Origin of the sequence: Kosakonia sp. SOY2, from assembly GCF_027109175.1 — a bacterium.
Classification (GTDB): domain Bacteria; phylum Pseudomonadota; class Gammaproteobacteria; order Enterobacterales; family Enterobacteriaceae; genus Kosakonia.
The window spans coordinates 955,729-973,743 of the sequence record NZ_JAPVXH010000001.1 but is presented as its reverse complement, the minus strand read 5'-3'; the positions used below and the strand labels follow the sequence as shown (position 1 = coordinate 973,743).

Below are 18,015 nucleotides of genomic sequence, written 5' to 3'. Positions count from 1 at the left end.
TCATTAATTTATCTGATTTATTGATCTGGCGAAGGCTTTCCCCTGTTTCATTCAGCACTTATGGGTTATCTTTTACTGACAGACTGTGGTGACAGATGTAAGGAGACCCTGTATGGCTAAGTATCAGAATATGTTGGTCGCCATCGATCCCAATCAGGACGATCAGCCAGCGTTACGACGTGCTGTGTATTTGCATCAACGGATTGGCGGCCGCATTAAAGCGTTTCTGCCTATCTATGACTTCTCTTACGAAATGACCACCCTTCTGTCCCCAGACGAGCGTACCGCAATGCGCCAGGGCGTCATCAGCCAGCGCACCGCGTGGATCCGCGAGCAGGCGAAATACTATATCGACGCGGGTGTGCCAATCGAAATCAAAGTGGTCTGGCACAATCGTCCCTTCGAAGCCATTATTCAGGAAGTTCTGGCAGGTGGACACGATTTACTGCTAAAGATGACCCACCAGCATGACAAACTGGAATCCGTTATTTTTACGCCGACCGACTGGCATCTGCTGCGTAAATGCCCGTGCCCGGTGTGGATGGTGAAAGACCAACCCTGGCCGGAAGCCGGACGTGCAGTGGTCGCAGTCAACCTTGCCAGCGAAGAGATTTACCACAACTCGCTAAATGAAAAGCTGGTTAAAGAGACGCTGCAACTGGCCGAACAGGTAAACCACACCGAAGTTCATCTCGTTGGCGCTTACCCGGTGACGCCTATCAACATCGCGATTGAACTGCCGGAATTCGACCCCAGCGTATACAACGACGCCATTCGCGGTCAGCACTTGCTGGCAATGAAAGCGTTACGGCAGAAATTTGGCATTGATGAAAAACTCACGCATGTGGAAAAAGGGTTACCCGAAGAGGTGATCCCGGATCTGGCTGAACATCTGCAGGCAGGGATTGTCGTGCTTGGCACCATCGGGCGCACCGGTATCTCCGCCGCCTTCCTTGGCAACACCGCCGAGCAGGTGATTGATCATCTGCGCTGCGACCTACTGGTCATTAAACCGGATGAGTACCAGACGCCTGTCGAACTGGACGACGACGAAGACGATTAAACAAGCAACCCGCCGCAAGGCGGGTTTTTTTATACGGCCGTTTGTTCCCCCTGTGGCTCAGCGGGCTGCGTTTCGACAGCCACTCCCCCTTTCACCACTACGCACGGCAGCGCCAGCTCAATCTCCTCTGCGGCGAGATGTTCCATGATGCGGATATTGATTTCTTGCTGGATATCCATGTAGGTGTTGTAGTCCGCCGAGTTGACGATATGCACCACTTCAAAATTCAGCCGATCGGTACCAAATCCGAGGAAATGGGCGCGGTCAAAGCGCGTGTTGCCAACATCAGTGATGATGCTACGCACCATCTCGCCGACTTTACGCAGTTTCTCCGGCGGCGTAGTGAGCGCCAGACCAAAAGTGAAGACGATGCGCCGGGTCTGCATACGTTTGTAGTTATGAAGCGTTTGCTGAAGCAGGATGGCGTTACCGCAGACGATTTGTTCCCCGCTCAGGCTACGGATACGCGTCGTTTTCAGGCCAATATGCTCAATGGTGCCGGCAACGTCGCCGAAAACGACAAAGTCACCAATCTCAAAAGGTTTATCAAAACCGATAGAAAGCGAGGCGAAAACATCGCTGAGAATGGTTTGTACCGCCAGCGCAATGGCGATACCGCCCACGCCAAGGCTGGCGACCAGCGCGGTAATATTGACCCCGACATTCGCCAGAATCGATAACAGCATCATCGTCCACAGCATCATGCGCAGCAGCAGACCCGCAATCACCATGGTGACCGGGTTTTTACTGGTATTGGGCGAATACATCAAGTGACGCATCCACGACACCACGCCCTGATCAAGCCAGAGGGCGATTTGGATCGCCAGCACTAAAAACCAGGCGTGCCCGAGCGTGTTAAACAGATGATCGGGGAGATCGACAAACCGCAGGCTGAAGAGTAACGCCGCCACAAAGAGCAGGAATTTGCTGGTGCGTCTGAGCATATCCACCACAACATGCTGCAGCCTGCCGACGCCGTTCTGCTTTTCACTCCAGTTGCGCGCGCCTTTCAGCACCATATTCAGTAAGTAGGTGAACAGCCAGTAGACAACCAGCGTAACAATAACCACCGTGGCAAGACCAACCCAGAATGATGGCAACATCACTATGGATATGAAGTCAAAACGTGATAAAAACGTCATCCTTCCTCCTCATAAAAAACATGAAGATAAAAGTATAGACACTCTGCTTTCGTCCACGTGGACCAAAAAAAAACCGCTCCGAAGAGCGGTTTTTCAGGCGGTACGCATTACAGCGCTTTGAGGATAGCGTCGACGCTGGCTTTGGCATCGCCAAACAGCATCTGCGTGTTCTCTTTGAAGAACAAGGGGTTTTGCACGCCCGCGTAGCCAGTGTTCATGGAGCGCTTAAACACAATCACGTTTTGCGCTTTCCACACTTCCAGCACCGGCATACCCGCGATCGGGCTCTTCGGATCATCCTGCGCCGCCGGGTTAACCGTGTCGTTCGCACCGATAACCAGCACGGTGTCGGTGTCGGCGAAATCATCGTTGATTTCGTCCATTTCCAGCACGATGTCATACGGCACTTTCGCTTCCGCCAGCAGCACGTTCATATGGCCCGGCAAACGTCCGGCAACCGGGTGAATACCGAAACGCACCTTCACGCCGCGCGCGCGTAGTTTCTCGGTGATTTCCGCCACCGGATACTGCGCCTGCGCCACCGCCATGCCATAGCCCGGGGTGATGATGACCGAATGCGAGTTTTTCAGCAGCTCTGCGGTCTCTTCGGCATTGATTTCGCGGTGCTCGCCCGCCTCTTCATCGCTACCAGTTGAAGAACCGTCCGTACCAAAACCACCGGCAATCACGCTGATAAAGGAGCGGTTCATCGCCTTACACATAATGTAAGAGAGGATCGCACCGGAAGAACCGACCAGCGCACCGGTCACGATCAGCAGGTCATTGCTGAGCATAAAGCCCGCCGCCGCCGCCGCCCAACCGGAGTAGGAGTTCAGCATGGAAACCACGACCGGCATATCCGCACCGCCGATAGAAGCGACCAGATGCCAGCCAAACACCAGCGCAATTATCGTCATCACCAACAGCGCCAGCACTTGCAAGCCGACACTTTCGGTGCGCACAAACACCAGCAGCAGTACGAAGGAAACCACCAGCGCCGCCAGGTTCAGTTTGTGGCGATGCGGCAACATCAGCGGCTTAGAAGAGATTTTCCCGCGCAGTTTACCGAAAGCGACAATAGAACCGGTGAAGGTCACCGCACCAATAAAGATGCCGAGGAACACTTCCGTCAGGTGAATATTCACCAGCACCGGATCCAGTCCCACTTCGTGATCGAGATAGCTGTTAAAGCCTACCAGTACCGCAGCCAGGCCGACAAAGCTGTGCAGCACGGCCACCAGCTCTGGCATTTCGGTCATTTCAACTTTCTTCGCCAGGCGAATACCAATCGCGCCGCCGATAATCATCGCCACTAAAATCCAGGCGACATTGCCGGTGTCCGGGCCAAAGATGGTTGCAATCAGCGCAATCGCCATCCCGGCGATACCAAAGTTATTTCCCTGCTGGGACGTTTCGTGTTTTGAAAGTCCCGCCAGGCTGAAAATAAACAGGATCGCGGCAACAATGTATGCAGCTGTAACTAATCCTCCAGACATCTGTTACCCCTTAGTTCTTCCGGAACATTTTCAGCATGCGCTGAGTGACGGTGAAACCACCAAAAATATTAATGCTGGCAATCAGTACCGCAATAAAACTCAGGAAGCTGACCCAGCCGCCGTGACCAATCTGCAACAGCGCGCCGACCACGATAATGCCGGAAATGGCGTTAGTGACCGACATCAGCGGCGTGTGCAGCGCATGCGAGACGTTCCACACCACGTAGTAACCGACCACGCAAGCCAGCGCGAAAACGGTAAAGTGGCCGAGGAACTCTTTCGGTGCAACATTGGCAAGCCAGCCAAACAGAATGATCGCCAGTGCCATAAAGGCATATTTCCGCCACAGCGAAGCCGGTTTGGCCTCTTCTTTTGGTGCCGCAGTCGCTTTTGGCGCAGTCTGCGGCTGCGCAGAAACCTGAATCGGCGGCGCAGGCCAGGTAACTTCACCGTCGCGAACCACGGTAACCCCGCGAACCACAACGTCATCGAAATCGACAACTACGTTGCCATCTTTTTCAACGCACAGCAGTTTCAACAGGTTCACAAGGTTGGTGCCGTAAAGCTGGGAAGACTGCGTAGGCAGACGGCCTGGTAAATCGGTATAACCGATCACTTTCACGCCATTGGCGGTGGTGCTGACCTCGTTCGGTACCGTGTATTCGCAGTTACCGCCGTTTTGCGCAGCAAGATCCACAATAACGCTGCCTGGCTTCATGGAGTCAACCATTTCACGGGTGATCAGCTTCGGTGCCGGTTTCCCCGGGATAAGCGCCGTGGTGACAATGATGTCGACATCTTTCGCCTGGGCTGCGAAGAGTTCCATTTCTGCTTTGATAAAGGCTTCGGACATCACTTTCGCATAACCGTCGCCGCTGCCCGCTTCTTCCTGGAAATCCAGCTCCAGGAACTCGGCGCCCATACTCTGCACCTGCTCTTTGACTTCAGGGCGCGTATCGAACGCTCGCACAATGGCCCCAAGGCTGTTAGCCGCGCCAATCGCCGCCAGACCGGCAACGCCCGCGCCAATCACCATTACTTTCGCCGGCGGCACTTTGCCCGCCGCCGTGATCTGCCCGGTAAAGAAACGGCCGAATTCATGCGCCGCCTCAACAATTGCACGATATCCCGCAATGTTGGCCATTGAGCTCAGCGCATCCAGCGACTGGGCGCGGGAGATACGCGGCACGGAATCCATTGCCATCACGGTAATGTTACGCGCGGCCAGCTTCTCCATTAATGCCGGATTTTGCGCAGGCCAGATAAAACTCACCAGCGTCGTGCCCGGATTAAGCAGCGCGATCTCTTCGTCATCCGGCGCGTTAACTTTAAGGATAACGTCCGAGTGCCAGACGTTGCTCCCATCGACAATCGTCGCGCCGGCCTGGGCGAACGCATCGTCATCGAAACTTGCCAGCTTGCCCGCGCCGCTTTCAATCGCGACGGTAAAACCCAGTTTAAGCAGTTGCTCGACCGTTTTCGGCGTCGCAGCAACGCGGGTTTCATTGGCCAACCGTTCTTTAGGTACACCAATACGCATAGTTTTCCCTTCCATCGGTTTTAGATGATGGTTTGTCAGTGGTTCCGGCGCGGTTATTTACGCAACGCTGCGGAAAATAAAACAGTAACAAACTTTCTATAACCTACTGAAAATAACGCCTGTGATCCACAGCCGGAAAAGAGAAATTATGCATTTATCCGTGAAAATTACCTGTCGGAGGCCGCAGGCAAGGTTATTTGCCTTAAATTCCCGCATACAGGCCGATATTCCGCTCAGACGAAGCGGCAAAACACGATTAATCTCCAGCGAAGATGCGCTTTTTAACAATGTATTAACTTAATAAAGTCATAACCTTTATCGGTTTTGCTGGTCAAGCGCCTGTTTTTTCAACATATCACTAAAGGTTATCGTTATTTCCCTTCCGGTAGCACAGTCAGTGAAAAATGACGCAGACAGTTGCGCTGTTTAAATGCAATAATCACCGACGTTTTCCCAACAACAACACCAGTTTATGGTTTGCGCAAGGCGAAGGATTATTTTTATGAAGCTTAAGTACACCCTCCTGGCGTCAGCACTTCTCTCGGCAATGGCATTTACCGCCAACGCAGCGACAGAGTTAACACCGGAGCAAGCGGCAGCGGTAAAACCTTACGATCGCATCGTGATCACCGGCCGTTTTAATGCCATTGGCGACGTCGTTAACGCAGCATCCAAACGCGCGGATAAAGAAGGTGCCGCATCATTTTACGTTGTTGATACCTCCGACGCGGGCAACAGCGGTAATCAGCGCGCCACGGTTGATTTATACAAGGCTGACGCAGCAAAAGCGGAACGTCCTGCTTTCCGTGTTATTAACGGCGTGACCGAGTTACCTAAAGATCAAGCAATTGCGCTTCAGCCGTACGATACGGTGACCGTTCAGGGTTTCTTCCGCACCCAGCCGGAAGTGAACGACGCAATTACTAAAGCCGCCAAAGAGAAAGGCGCAGCCTCTTTCTTTATTGTTCGCCAGGTAGATGCTAACCAGGGCGGCAACCAGATCGTCACGGCCTTCATCTATAAAGCCGACGCGAAAAAACGCGTTATCCAGAGCGCGGATGCTATCCCGCGTGACTCGGATGCTGGCCGCGCCGCGCTGGCAAAAGGCGGAGAAGAAGCCAAAAAAGTTGAGATCCCAGGCGTCGCCAGCGATGCGACAGCGGGCGTCGGTGTAGGTCGTTTCTTCGAAACTCAGTCGTCTTCCGGCGGTCGTTACAGTGTCACGCTGCCTGACGGAACAAAAATTGAAGAGGTGAATAAAATCACCGCCGCGCAGATGGTTCCTTTCGACAGCATCAAGTTCACCGGCAACTATGGCAACATGACGGAGATCTCTTACCAGGTCGCCAAACGTGCCGCGCAGAAAGGTGCTAAGTACTATCACATCACCCGCCAGTGGTCAGAAAGTGGCAACAACATGACCATCAGCGCCGATCTGTATAAATAATCTGCATTTATGAATCAGGCGGCTACGGCCGCCTTTTTTATTTTTTTACCCTTTTTCGTAAAATTGTCGTCCCACCTCATTGCATGGTCCGTCGACTCTCCGTAAAATCCCGCGCCTTAGTGATATCCACCATATTTATGCGCCACGGCAAAATAATTATTCTGGATTAGTTGCTTTTTTGACAGGATAACCATGGAAAAGAAACTTGGCCTGAGCGCATTAACTGCGCTGGTTTTAAGCTCAATGCTGGGCGCTGGTGTTTTCAGCCTGCCACAAAATATGGCGGAAGTTGCCAGCCCGGCGGCGCTGATCATTGGCTGGATGATCACCGGGGCGGGGATTTTATTGCTCGCTTTTGCCATGCTGATCCTGACCCGTATTCGCCCGGATCTGGATGGCGGCATATTCACGTACGCCCGTGAAGGTTTTGGTGAGCTGATTGGCTTTTGTTCGGCCTGGGGCTACTGGCTGTGCGCGGTTATCGCCAACGTCTCTTATCTGGTTATCGTCTTTTCCGCCCTGAGTTTCTTTACCGACACGCCATCGTTGCGCCTGTTTGGCGATGGCAACACCTGGCAGTCGATTGTTGGCGCATCCGCACTATTGTGGATTGTGCATGCGCTGGTTCTGCGCGGCGTACAAACCGCGGCGAGTATCAATCTGGCAGCGACGCTGGCGAAACTGGTGCCGCTCGGGCTGTTTATTGTGCTGACGGCGCTGGCCTTTAACCTCGACAAATTCCGCCTTGATTTCAGCGGCATCGCGCTGGGCGTTCCGGTATGGGAACAGGTGAAAAACACCATGCTGATCACCCTGTGGGTATTTATTGGGGTCGAAGGCGCGGTTGTGGTTTCTGCCCGGGCGCGCAATAAGCACGATGTTGGCCGCGCCACACTGCTCGCCGTGCTGGCTGCGCTGACCGTCTACCTGCTGGTTACCCTGCTTTCGCTCGGCGTCGTCCCGCGCCCGGAACTGGCGGAAATGCGTAATCCGTCAATGGCCGGTCTGATGGTGAAACTGCTGGGAAGCTGGGGAGAAGTCATTATCGCGGCAGGTTTGATTGTCTCCGTCTGCGGCGCGTACCTGAGCTGGACGATTATGGCGGCGGAAGTGCCGTTACTGGCCGCAACGCATAAAGCGTTTCCGAAGATCTTCGCACAGCAGAATAAAAACAATGCGCCTGCTGCCTCGTTGTGGCTGACCAATATCAGCGTGCAGGTTTGCCTGGTGCTGATTTGGCTCACCGGTTCAGATTACAACACGCTGCTGACCATCGCGTCAGAGATGATTCTGGTGCCCTATTTCCTTGTCGGCGCATTCCTGTGGAAGATCGCGCAGCGTCCTTTGCACCAGGCGGTGGCGATTGGCGCTTGCCTGTATGGCTTATGGCTGCTGTACGCATCCGGTCCGATGCATTTATTGTTGTCGGTAGTGCTCTACGCACCGGGGCTGCTGGTGTTTATGTACGCCCGTCGCACACATGAGATGACGGAAATGCTCAAACAACGTGAAAAAGCGCTGATTGGTGCCTTGTTAATCGCCGCCGTTCCCGCCACCTGGATGCTGATGCGCTAATGCAGACGGCTCCAGCAATAAATTAACAACCAGGCGCTGAGGCTCCAGCAAATAACCGCACAGCCCAGCGCCGGCCAGACCCGCATCAAACCGGTGAAATACCAGAGCGACAGTAAATAGATAAAATAGGGAATAATCGCCCACATGCCGAACACGATCGTGGTGCGCAGCGCCTCAACGCCACGCTCAGTGGCGACAATATAGTGCGCAATCAGCGCGAAAGTCGGAAATAACGGGATTAACCCGGCGATATAGTAATTTTTTGTTTTGGCCAGCAGACCAATCAACACCACCACCAGCGCCCCGATAGCCGCTTTAATCACCAACCCCATGATTTTCCCTTTATCACTGCAACAACAACGACCTACAGCATAACGGAAGCCTCTTCGTTTAGAAAAGATTAATGGCAGCTTATAGCAAGGCGGTGTATGTTGACGTTTTTGAACAATCGCGATGGCTTATGAATAAGATCGTTTTTGTGGAAGATGACCCGGAAGTGGGCGCACTGATTGCCGCTTATCTGGGCAAACACGATATGGACGTCATTGTCGAACCCCGTGGCGATCGCGCCGAAGAGGTGATCGCCCGCGAAAAACCCGAACTGGTGCTGCTGGATATCATGCTGCCCGGGAAAGATGGCATGACCTTGTGCCGCGACCTGCGTAACCAGTGGAGCGGCCCGATTGTGCTGCTCACCTCGCTGGACAGTGATATGAACCACATTCTTTCACTGGAGATGGGCGCCAACGATTACATTCTGAAAACCACGCCGCCCGCCGTATTGCTGGCGCGTCTGCGTTTGCATTTGCGCCAGCGCAGTAGTGTGAATACCGTCGCCGAACCCGCCACGCCCTCGCTGAAACAGCATAAGACAATCAGCTTCGGCACCTTGTCTATCGATCCGGTTAACCGCCAGGTGTTGCTGGCCGGGCAACAAGTCGCCCTCTCCACCGCCGATTTCGAATTGCTGTGGGAATTAGCGACCCATGCCGGGCAGATTATGGACCGCGATGCGCTGCTGAAAAACTTACGTGGTGTAAGCTACGATGGCATGGATCGCAGCGTTGATGTGGCGATTTCCCGTCTGCGTAAAAAATTGCTCGACAGCGCAACGGAACCCTACCGTATTAAAACCGTGCGCAACAAAGGCTATCTGTTTGCCCCGCATGCGTGGGACAACTAAAACGCAAAACCAGGTGTCGCTATGAAAAAGCTGTTCGTCCAGTTTTACCTTTTGCTGTTCGTCTGCTTTCTGGTCATGACGATGCTGGTGGGTCTGGTTTATAAATTCACCGCCGAGCGCGCTGGCCGCCAGTCCCTCGACGACCTGATGAAAAGCTCGCTGTACCTGATGCGTAGCGAGCTGCGCGAGATCCCGCCCAATCAATGGGCCAGAACCCTGAAGGAGCTGGATCTCAATCTGTCGTTTAATCTGCGCATTGAGCCAATGAGCAAATACACGCTGGAACCACGTCCGGCGCAACGGCTGCGCGAAGGCGATATCGTGGCGCTTGATTCGGAATACACCTTTATCCAGCGTATTCCCCGCAGCCATTATGTTTTGGCGGTCGGCCCGGTGCCGTATCTCTTTTTCCTGCATGAAACGCGGCTGCTGGATATGGGATTGATGGCGTTAATTGCTATCTCTCTCGCCTTCCCGGTATTTATCTGGATGCGCCCGCACTGGCAGGAGATGTTGCGGCTTGAATCGGCAGCACAACGCTTCGGCGAGGGGCATTTAGAGGAGCGCATTCATTTTGACAGTGCCTCGAGTTTTGAGCGGCTCGGCATCGCCTTTAACCAGATGGCGGACAATATCAATGCGCTGATTGCCAGTAAAAAGCACCTTATAGACGGCATAGCCCACGAACTGCGCACGCCGCTGGTCAGGCTGCGTTACCGGCTGGAGATGAGCGAAAACCTCAGCGAAACCGAGCATGCGGCGTTAAATCGCGATATCGGGCAACTGGAAGCGCTGATTGAAGAGTTGCTGACTTACGCCCGTCTCGATCGCCCGCAGACCGAACTGAAACTCACTACGCCGGATCTACCGGCGTGGTTCAGCAGTTACCTTGACGATGCGCGCAGCATGAACCCGCAGCACACCTTTTTGCTGGCAACAACGCCGGGTGAAGATTATGGCGCGCTGGATATGCGTTTGATGGAGCGCGTGCTGGATAATCTGGTGAATAACGCCCTGCGTTACAGCCAGCAAACGATAAAAGTCACCTTACAACGCGAAGGTTCACAAGCCTGTATGATCGTTGAAGATGATGGCCCCGGTATTGCGCCCGAAGAGCGCGAACGCGTGTTTGAACCCTTTGTTCGCCTCGATCCCAGCCGCGACCGCGCGACCGGCGGCTGCGGGTTAGGGTTGGCAATTGTGCATTCCATCGCGCAGGCTTTCGGCGGCGAAGTCAGTTGCGCGCAGAGCGAGCTGGGCGGCGCGAAATTTTCTTTCCACTGGCCAATTTACCACCACATTGTTTTGCCCTCCTGACCATTAACCGCACAGTGGCCTGTTCCCGGCGACTGTGCTATAAATACAAGTATGTTGTAACTAATGGAGTAGACAATGGCTGCCTTAGATTTGATCGAACGCCTCAACACCACCTTCCGGCAGCTGGAACAGCAACTGGCTGCGCTAAAAACCGAGTTAGCAGAGTGCCGGTTAATGGCCGCGCGCGTATTTAGCCTGCCGGATATCCCCAAAGGCGCGGAACACAACCCGCTTACCACGATCCATGTCGAACAACATCTTGGTCAGCAGGCGGCAGCGCTTGCCCTCAATCATTTCACCCATTTATTTATTCAGCAGCAGTCGGAAAACCGCAGCAGCAAAGCTGCTGTGCGGCTGCCGGGCGTTATCTGCTACCAGGCAAATGAGGCCACGCTTAGCGCGCTGGCTGAACGCATCAGCACCGTGAACGCGCTGAAATCAACCTTTGAACGGATAGTCACTCAGGAATCGGGGCTGGCCCCTGCGGCCCGGTTTGAATGGGTTCACCGCCATCTGCCGGGGCTTATCACCTTAAATGCTTACCGGACACTGACGGCCATTCGCGCACCGGCAACCATCCGTTTTGGCTGGGCGAATAAGCACATTATTAAAAACCTCACCCGCGATGAGGTACTGGCGCAACTGGAAAAAAGCCTGAAATCCCCGCGCGCCGTCTCTGCATGGACGCGAGAAGAGTGGCTGGGACGTATTGAACAGGAGTACAACGATATCGCCGCCCTGCCAAAACAGGCGCGGCTGAAAATCAAACGTCCGGTGAAAGTGCAGCCCATTGCCCGCGTCTGGTATGCCGGTTCACAAAAGCAGGTGCAATATGCCTGTCCGACACCGCTTATCACGCTGATTTCAGAAGAGAATGGTGGAACCGTTCCGGATATTGGCGAGCTGCTGGATTACAACGCGGAAACTATTCAACACCGCTATAAACCGCAGGCGCAGCCGCTGACGCTGATCATCCCGCGGCTGCACCTGTATCTGGCGGGTTAAGCCTGTTTCAAACTGCCAACCATCGATTCCGGACGCACCCAGCTGTCAAACTCGGCTTCCGTCAGGTAGCCGAGCGCCAGCGCAGAAGCTTTCAGCGTCAGCCCCTCTTTATGCGCTTTTTTGGCAATTTCCGCCGCCTTGTCGTAGCCGATATGGGTATTCAGTGCGGTCACCAGCATCAAAGACTCATTGAGCAGTTGATCAATACGCTCGCGGTTGGGTTCAATCCCCACGGCGCAATGCTCGTTAAAGCTCTCCATCCCGTCCGCCAGCAGACGCACCGATTGCAGGAAATTATGGATAACCATCGGGCGGAAAACGTTCAGCTCAAAGTTGCCGGATGCGCCACCAATATTCACCGCCACATCATTGCCCAGCACCTGGCAGCATAGCATGGTCATCGCTTCGCACTGTGTGGGGTTAACTTTACCCGGCATGATCGAGCTACCCGGTTCGTTTTCCGGGATGGCGATTTCGCCGATACCACACCGCGGGCCAGAGGCGAGCCAGCGCACATCGTTAGCGATTTTCATTAACGAAGAGGCCAGCCCTTTCAGCGCGCCATGGGCATGCACCAGTGCATCGCAGGTCGCCAGCGCTTCAAATTTGTTGGGCGCGGTAATAAACGGTTGTCCGGTAAAGCTGGCCAGCTCTTGCGCCACGCGCACGGCGTATTCCGGGTGCGTATTCAGTCCGGTGCCCACGGCGGTGCCGCCAAGCGCCAGTTCGCTCAGATGCGGCAAGCTTTGTTCGATATGTTTGAGGTTATGCTCAAGCATCGCCACCCAGCCGGAGATCTCCTGGCCCAGCGTCAGCGGCGTCGCGTCCTGCAAATGCGTACGGCCGATTTTGACAATACCGGCAAACGCGGTGGCTTTCTCATTAAGCGTCTTTTTCAGCACCTGTAGCTGCGGGATCAGTTGCTCACGCACGCCAATCACCGCCGCGACATGCATCGCTGTCGGGAAAACATCATTGGAACTCTGGCTTTTATTCACGTCGTCATTGGGATGGATCTTGCGTTCCATGCCGCGCACGCCGCCGAGGATTTCGCTGCCGCGATTGGCCAGCACCTCGTTCATGTTCATGTTGCTCTGCGTACCGGACCCGGTCTGCCAGATAGCGAGCGGAAACTCATCGGGATGTTCCCCGGCCAGCACTTCATCCGCCGCCGCGATGATCGCGCGCGCTTTCTCTTCGGGCAGTAACCCCAAATCCTGATTAACTTTCGCCGCCGCGCGTTTGGTCAGCGCCAGTGCGTGGATCAGTGAGACCGGCATTTTTTCCGTTGAAATACGAAAATGCTCAAGCGATCGCTGGGTTTGCGCTCCCCACAGTTTGTCTGCCGGGACGTCGATTGCGCCCATCGAATCTTTCTCACTGCGATGCGTTGCCATGACTCTCTCCTTGGTTACAAAGTGATATTGGGTTGCGACATTGCTCACCTGCAAACAAGTAAAAGTATTGATGCTTTTTATAATGTTGTTTACTGCTTTGTGCTTAAAAAAACCGCCCCGAAGGGCGGTCAATACTATTTAACACAGCGGGCACACTGCCCGGATTGAATTTGCTGGAAGAAGTCGTTGCCTTTGTCATCCACAAGGATAAACGCCGGGAAATCCTCCACTTCAATTTTCCAGATAGCTTCCATACCGAGTTCCGGATAAGCGACACACTCAAGGCTTTTGATACTGTTCTGCGCAAGGATCGCCGCCGGGCCGCCAATGCTGCCGAGGTAGAAACCGCCATGCTTGTGACAGGCATCGGTCACCTGCTGGCTGCGGTTACCTTTCGCCAGCATGATCATGCTACCGCCCTGCGACTGCAGTTGATCGACATAAGAGTCCATACGCCCGGCGGTAGTCGGCCCCAGCGAACCGGAGGCATAGCCTTCCGGCGTTTTTGCCGGGCCTGCGTAGTAAATCGGATGATCTTTAATGTACTGCGGCAGATGCTCGCCGCTGTCCATCAGTTCTTTGAGCTTCGCGTGGGCGATATCGCGCGCAACGATAATCGTGCCGGTAAGCGACAAGCGCGTAGAGACCGGGTACTGCGAAAGCTGTTCGAGGATCGCTTTCATCGGGCGGTTAAGATCCACTTTCACGGCTTCGCCTTCACCGGCCTCGCGCAGCGCTTCCGGAATGTATTTGCCCGGATTCTGCTCTAAACGCTCCAGCCAGATGCCATCGCGGTTGATTTTACCTTTGATATTGCGATCGGCTGAACAGGATACGCCCATGCCAACCGGGCAAGACGCACCGTGGCGCGGCAGGCGGATCACGCGAATATCATGCGCAAAATATTTGCCGCCGAACTGTGCGCCAAGACCGAGGTTCTGCGCTTCCACCAGCAGTTCTTGCTCCAGCTGCACGTCGCGGAACGCCTGTCCGTGCTCGTTACCTTCAGTTGGCAGCGCGTCATAATATTTGGTGGAGGCAAGTTTGACCGTTTTCAGCGTCGCTTCCGCCGACGTACCGCCAATCACAAACGCGACATGGTACGGCGGGCAGGCCGCTGTGCCGAGGGTGCGCATCTTCTCAACCAGATAATTTTTCAGCTTCGCCGGCGTGATCAGTGCTTTGGTTTCCTGAAACAGGTAGGTTTTATTCGCCGAACCGCCGCCTTTTGCGATGCAGAGGAATTTATACTCGTCGCCATCAACGCTGTAGAGATCAATCTGCGCCGGCAGGTTGGTACCGGTATTCACCTCTTTGTACATATCCAGCGGGGCGTTTTGCGAATAGCGCAGGTTCTCTTCGGTGTAGGTGTTGTAAACACCGCGTGCCAGCGCCGCTTCATCCCCGCCACCGGTCCAGACACGCTGCCCTTTTTTACCCATGATGATCGCCGTGCCGGTGTCCTGGCAGGTCGGCAGAATGCCTTTCGCGGCAATGTCCGAGTTGCGCAGGAATTGCAGGGCGACATATTTGTCATTTTCGCTGGCTTCGGGATCGGCAAGGATATCGGCGACCTGCTGCTGGTGCGCCGGGCGCAGTAAAAATGAGGCGTCGTGGAAAGCGTGTTGCGCCAGCAGGGTCAGCGCTTGCGGATCCACTTTCAGGATCTGCTGCCCTTCAAACTCAGCCACAGAAACATAGTCGCGGCTTAGCAGGTAGTATTCGGTGTCATCCTTTCCGAGCGGGAAAGGATCCTGATAATAAAAGGGTTTGTTCGACATTGTTCTCTCACTTACGGCTGATCTGGTTATTGTTCAGGCAGTCAATCCATCTGCCTGTGTTAAAGCGAGTCGCCATATCCTACACAATTTTTTAACAAAAACTGAGACTAGTACGACTTTTTACCCTCGCAGGTTACTTCCGTCGGCTTTGTTGCTTTAATAACGCCATAATTTCATTAATGAGAAAGGGCTTGATAATGCAAAAACTCATCAACTCCGTGCAGAACTATGCCTGGGGAAGTAAAACGGCATTAACGGATCTCTACGGCATCGCCAATCCTGACAATCTGCCGATGGCGGAACTGTGGATGGGTGCGCACCCGAAGAGCAGCTCAAAGGTGCAGGATGCCAGCGGCCAGACCCGTGCGCTGCGTGAGGTGATTGATCAGGACAAAACCCGTTTGCTGGGCAGCGCCGTCGCTAACCGTTTTGGCGAATTACCGTTCCTGTTTAAAGTGCTGTGCGCCGACCAGCCGCTGTCGATTCAGGTGCATCCCAACAAGAAAAACTCCGAAACAGGCTTTGCCAAAGAGAACGCCGCAGGCATTCCGCTGGACGCCGCAGAACGTAACTACAAAGATCCAAATCACAAGCCGGAACTGGTGTTTGCCCTGACGCCGTTCCTTGCGATGAACGCCTTTCGCGAGTTTTCCGACATTGTTTCCCTGCTGCAACCGGTGGCGGGCGCGCACCCGGCGATCGCCCATTTCCTGCAAGCGCCGGGCGCAGAGCGCCTGAGCGAGCTGTTTGCCGCACTGCTCAATATGCAAGGCGAGGAGAAATCCCGCGCGCTGGCGGTGCTGAAATCAGCGCTCGGCAATCACTCCGGCGAACCGTGGCAGACCATTCGCCTGATTAGCGAGTTCTACCCGGATGACAGCGGCCTCTTCTCTCCGCTGCTGCTGAATGTGGTGAAACTGAACCCAGGCGAAGCAATGTTTCTGTTTGCCGAAACGCCGCATGCCTATCTGCAGGGCGTGGCGCTGGAAGTGATGGCGAACTCTGACAACGTATTGCGCGCCGGACTGACGCCGAAATATATCGACATTCCGGAACTGGTGGCGAACGTAAAATTCACGCCAAAACCGGCGAATGAGCTGCTGACGCAACCGACGCAGCACGGCGCGGAGCTGGATTTCCCGATCCCGGTAGACGACTTTGCCTTCTCGCTGCACGATCTCAGCACCAGCGAAACCCAGCTGGCGCAGCAGAGCGCGGCCATTGTCTTCTGCGTCGAAGGTGAGGCGGTGCTCAGCAAAGCGAGCCAGCAATTAGTGCTCAAGGCAGGTGAATCAGCGTTTATCGCCGCCGACGAATCACCTGTTGGCGTAAGCGGCACCGGTCGCGTAGCGCGAGTGTTTAATAAGTGAGAGTAAGTTACTGAACTTTTTAGCAAGGATTGCTAAGCTTGAAGGCACATCACTCGACATCCAGGCGGCGTTAACCGCCTGGTTTCTTTTTTAGGGATAAATACTATGAAAAAAACGTGGGTTGCCGCGGGGATTATCGTCGCGCTCGGTATCGTCTGGACGGGCGGAGCCTGGTACACCGGCAAACAACTTGAAGGTCGTCTGGCGGAGATGGTCAGCCAGGCGAACGCACAAATTAAGCGCAACGCGCCGGAGGCCAATATTGAGCTCTCTGCGCAGGATTACCAGCGCGGCCTCTTTTCCAGCCAGTTAACGTTAAACATTAAACCGCTCGCCGGCAGCACCAATACCTGGCTGAAGCCGGGGCAAGCCATTGTTCTGCACGAGACGGTCGATCATGGACCCTTCCCGCTGGCGCAGCTTAAAACCTTTAGCCTGACGCCTGCGATGGCTTCCGTGCATACGCAACTGGTCAATAACGAAGTGACAAAAGGGCTGTTTGATATCGCCAAAGGCCAGGCGCCCTTCTCCGCCGACACCCGCATTGGCTACAGCGGCGATACCCGCACGGATGTCGTGCTGAGCCCGCTGAATTCAGAAAAAGATGGCGACAAAGTTGCCTTCAGCGGCGGTCATTTCCGCTTCAGCGCAGACAGCAAAGGTAACGCGTTGTCGCTGAGCGGCGAAGCCGAAAGCGGCCTGGTGGATACGGTAAATGAATATGGGCAGAAAGTGCAGCTGTCGTTCAATAACCTGAAAACCGACGGCTCCAGCGAAATGTCCAGCTTTGATGAGCGTACCGGCAACCAGAAGATGAGCCTCGATAAGCTCGCGATCTCTATTGAAAATAAAGAGATGGCGCTGCTCGAAGGCATGAACTTAACCGCCAAATCGGACGTTGCGGACGACAAAAAGAGCCTTAACAGCCAACTGGATTACTCCCTGAACAGCCTGAAGGTGCAGGGTCAGGATCTCGGCAGCGGAAAACTGACGCTGAAAGTGGGTCAGATTGACGGCAAAGCCTGGCATCAGGCCAGCGAGCAGTACGACGCGCAAATCCGGGCCTTAATGGCGCAACCGGATATCGCGCAGAACCCGGAGCTCTACCAGCAGAAAGCCACTGAAGCGTTCCTCAGTATTGTTCCGCTGTTGCTGAAAGGCGAGCCGGTATTGACCATTGCGCCGCTAAGCTGGAAGAACGCCAAAGGCGAAGCGTCGTTTAATATGTCCCTGTTCCTGAAAGATCCGTCAACCGCAACCGGCACGCCGCAAACGCTGGCCGATCAGGTTGACCGCACGGTGAAATCCCTCGACAGCAAGCTGACGATCCCGCTGGATATGGCCACCGAAATGATGACTCAGGTGGCGAAACTTGAAGGTTATCAGCAAGAGGACGCGGCGAAACTGGCAAGCCAGCAGGTGAAAGGCCTGGCGGCGATGGGCCAGATGTTCCGCATCACCACCGTGGAAAACAACAGCATCCTCACCAGCCTGCAATATGCTAACGGCCAGGTGACGCTGAATGGCGAAAAAATGCCGCTCGAGCAGTTTGTCGGGATGTTTGGTATGCCAGGGCTGCAGCCTGCCCAGCCGGACGACGCGACACCGCCCGTTCCGGCGGTACCGCAGCAGTAATTTTCCAGCCCCTTTCGAGGGGCTTTTTATTTTCTTTTGGGCCACCTTGCCGGAATCCGAAAAC

At 54.6% G+C, this 18,015-nt stretch carries 14 protein-coding genes; 8 read left to right on the top strand and 6 right to left on the bottom strand.

Annotated elements, in window-relative coordinates:
* Positions 1 to 112 precede the first annotated feature (112 nt).
* Entirely contained in the window at positions 113 to 1,063 is a 951-nt protein-coding gene (gene uspE, locus O3S68_RS04625; protein WP_016496245.1) for a universal stress protein UspE, read from the top strand.
* Between the two features lie 29 nt (positions 1,064 to 1,092).
* Here uspE and O3S68_RS04620 read toward each other — a convergent pair whose 3' ends face one another.
* The 3 genes from O3S68_RS04620 to pntA all read right to left on the bottom strand — a co-directional run bounded on the left by O3S68_RS04620 (position 1,093) and on the right by pntA (position 5,241).
* Positions 1,093 to 2,205 carry a mechanosensitive ion channel family protein gene (locus O3S68_RS04620; protein ID WP_269230888.1) on the bottom strand — a complete coding sequence of 371 codons (1,113 nt, stop codon included), beginning with the start codon at positions 2,203 to 2,205 and terminating at the stop codon, positions 1,093 to 1,095.
* 107 nt (positions 2,206 to 2,312) lie between these two features.
* Positions 2,313 to 3,701 (bottom strand): Re/Si-specific NAD(P)(+) transhydrogenase subunit beta, encoded by a 1,389-nt coding sequence (gene pntB, locus O3S68_RS04615; protein ID WP_016496247.1) that lies wholly within the window; start codon positions 3,699 to 3,701, stop codon positions 2,313 to 2,315.
* A gap of 10 nt (positions 3,702 to 3,711) precedes the next feature.
* Positions 3,712 to 5,241 (bottom strand): Re/Si-specific NAD(P)(+) transhydrogenase subunit alpha, encoded by a 1,530-nt coding sequence (gene pntA / locus O3S68_RS04610; protein ID WP_269230887.1) that lies wholly within the window; start codon positions 5,239 to 5,241, stop codon positions 3,712 to 3,714.
* A gap of 502 nt (positions 5,242 to 5,743) precedes the next feature.
* Here pntA and ydgH point away from each other — a divergent pair.
* Positions 5,744 to 6,688: a DUF1471 family protein YdgH gene (gene ydgH / locus O3S68_RS04605; protein WP_016496249.1), complete on the top strand. Its 945-nt coding sequence runs from the start codon at positions 5,744 to 5,746 to the stop codon at positions 6,686 to 6,688.
* Between the two features lie 192 nt (positions 6,689 to 6,880).
* Positions 6,881 to 8,263 carry an amino acid permease gene (locus O3S68_RS04600; RefSeq protein WP_269230886.1) on the top strand — a complete coding sequence of 461 codons (1,383 nt, stop codon included), beginning with the start codon at positions 6,881 to 6,883 and terminating at the stop codon, positions 8,261 to 8,263.
* Here the strand turns inward: O3S68_RS04600 and O3S68_RS04595 are convergent.
* Complete coding sequence (locus O3S68_RS04595) at positions 8,260 to 8,595, bottom strand: GlpM family protein (RefSeq protein ID WP_016496251.1); 336 nt, start codon at positions 8,593 to 8,595, stop codon at positions 8,260 to 8,262. The genes O3S68_RS04600 and O3S68_RS04595 overlap by 4 nt on opposite strands.
* Positions 8,596 to 8,723: 128 nt before the next feature.
* Between O3S68_RS04595 and rstA the strand changes: the two genes are divergently transcribed.
* The 3 genes from rstA (at position 8,724) to tus (ending at position 11,768) form a co-directional block, all read left to right on the top strand.
* Complete coding sequence (rstA, locus tag O3S68_RS04590; RefSeq protein ID WP_269230885.1) at positions 8,724 to 9,446, top strand: two-component system response regulator RstA; 723 nt, start codon at positions 8,724 to 8,726, stop codon at positions 9,444 to 9,446.
* A 21-nt stretch (positions 9,447 to 9,467) separates the two neighbouring features.
* Positions 9,468 to 10,763 (top strand): two-component system sensor histidine kinase RstB, encoded by a 1,296-nt coding sequence (rstB, locus tag O3S68_RS04585; protein ID WP_249882045.1) that lies wholly within the window; start codon positions 9,468 to 9,470, stop codon positions 10,761 to 10,763.
* Positions 10,764 to 10,838: 75 nt separating this feature from the next.
* A complete protein-coding gene (gene tus, locus O3S68_RS04580; protein ID WP_269230884.1) occupies positions 10,839 to 11,768 on the top strand; it encodes a DNA replication terminus site-binding protein in 930 nt (309 codons plus the stop codon).
* Here tus and fumC read toward each other — a convergent pair.
* Positions 11,765 to 13,165: a class II fumarate hydratase gene (gene fumC, locus O3S68_RS04575; protein WP_269230883.1), complete on the bottom strand. Its 1,401-nt coding sequence runs from the start codon at positions 13,163 to 13,165 to the stop codon at positions 11,765 to 11,767. The genes tus and fumC overlap by 4 nt on opposite strands.
* Positions 13,166 to 13,299: 134 nt before the next feature.
* On the bottom strand, positions 13,300 to 14,946 hold the full coding sequence (gene fumA / locus O3S68_RS04570; protein WP_017456630.1) for a class I fumarate hydratase FumA: 1,647 nt from the start codon (positions 14,944 to 14,946) through the stop codon (positions 13,300 to 13,302).
* 197 nt (positions 14,947 to 15,143) lie between these two features.
* On the opposite strand from fumA, the gene manA reads away from it, so the two are divergent.
* On the top strand, positions 15,144 to 16,316 hold the full coding sequence (manA, locus tag O3S68_RS04565; protein WP_269230882.1) for a mannose-6-phosphate isomerase: 1,173 nt from the start codon (positions 15,144 to 15,146) through the stop codon (positions 16,314 to 16,316).
* Between the two features lie 105 nt (positions 16,317 to 16,421).
* Positions 16,422 to 17,951, top strand: coding sequence for a YdgA family protein (locus tag O3S68_RS04560; protein ID WP_045513447.1), 1,530 nt, complete (start codon positions 16,422 to 16,424; stop codon positions 17,949 to 17,951).
* Positions 17,952 to 18,015 lie beyond the last annotated feature (64 nt).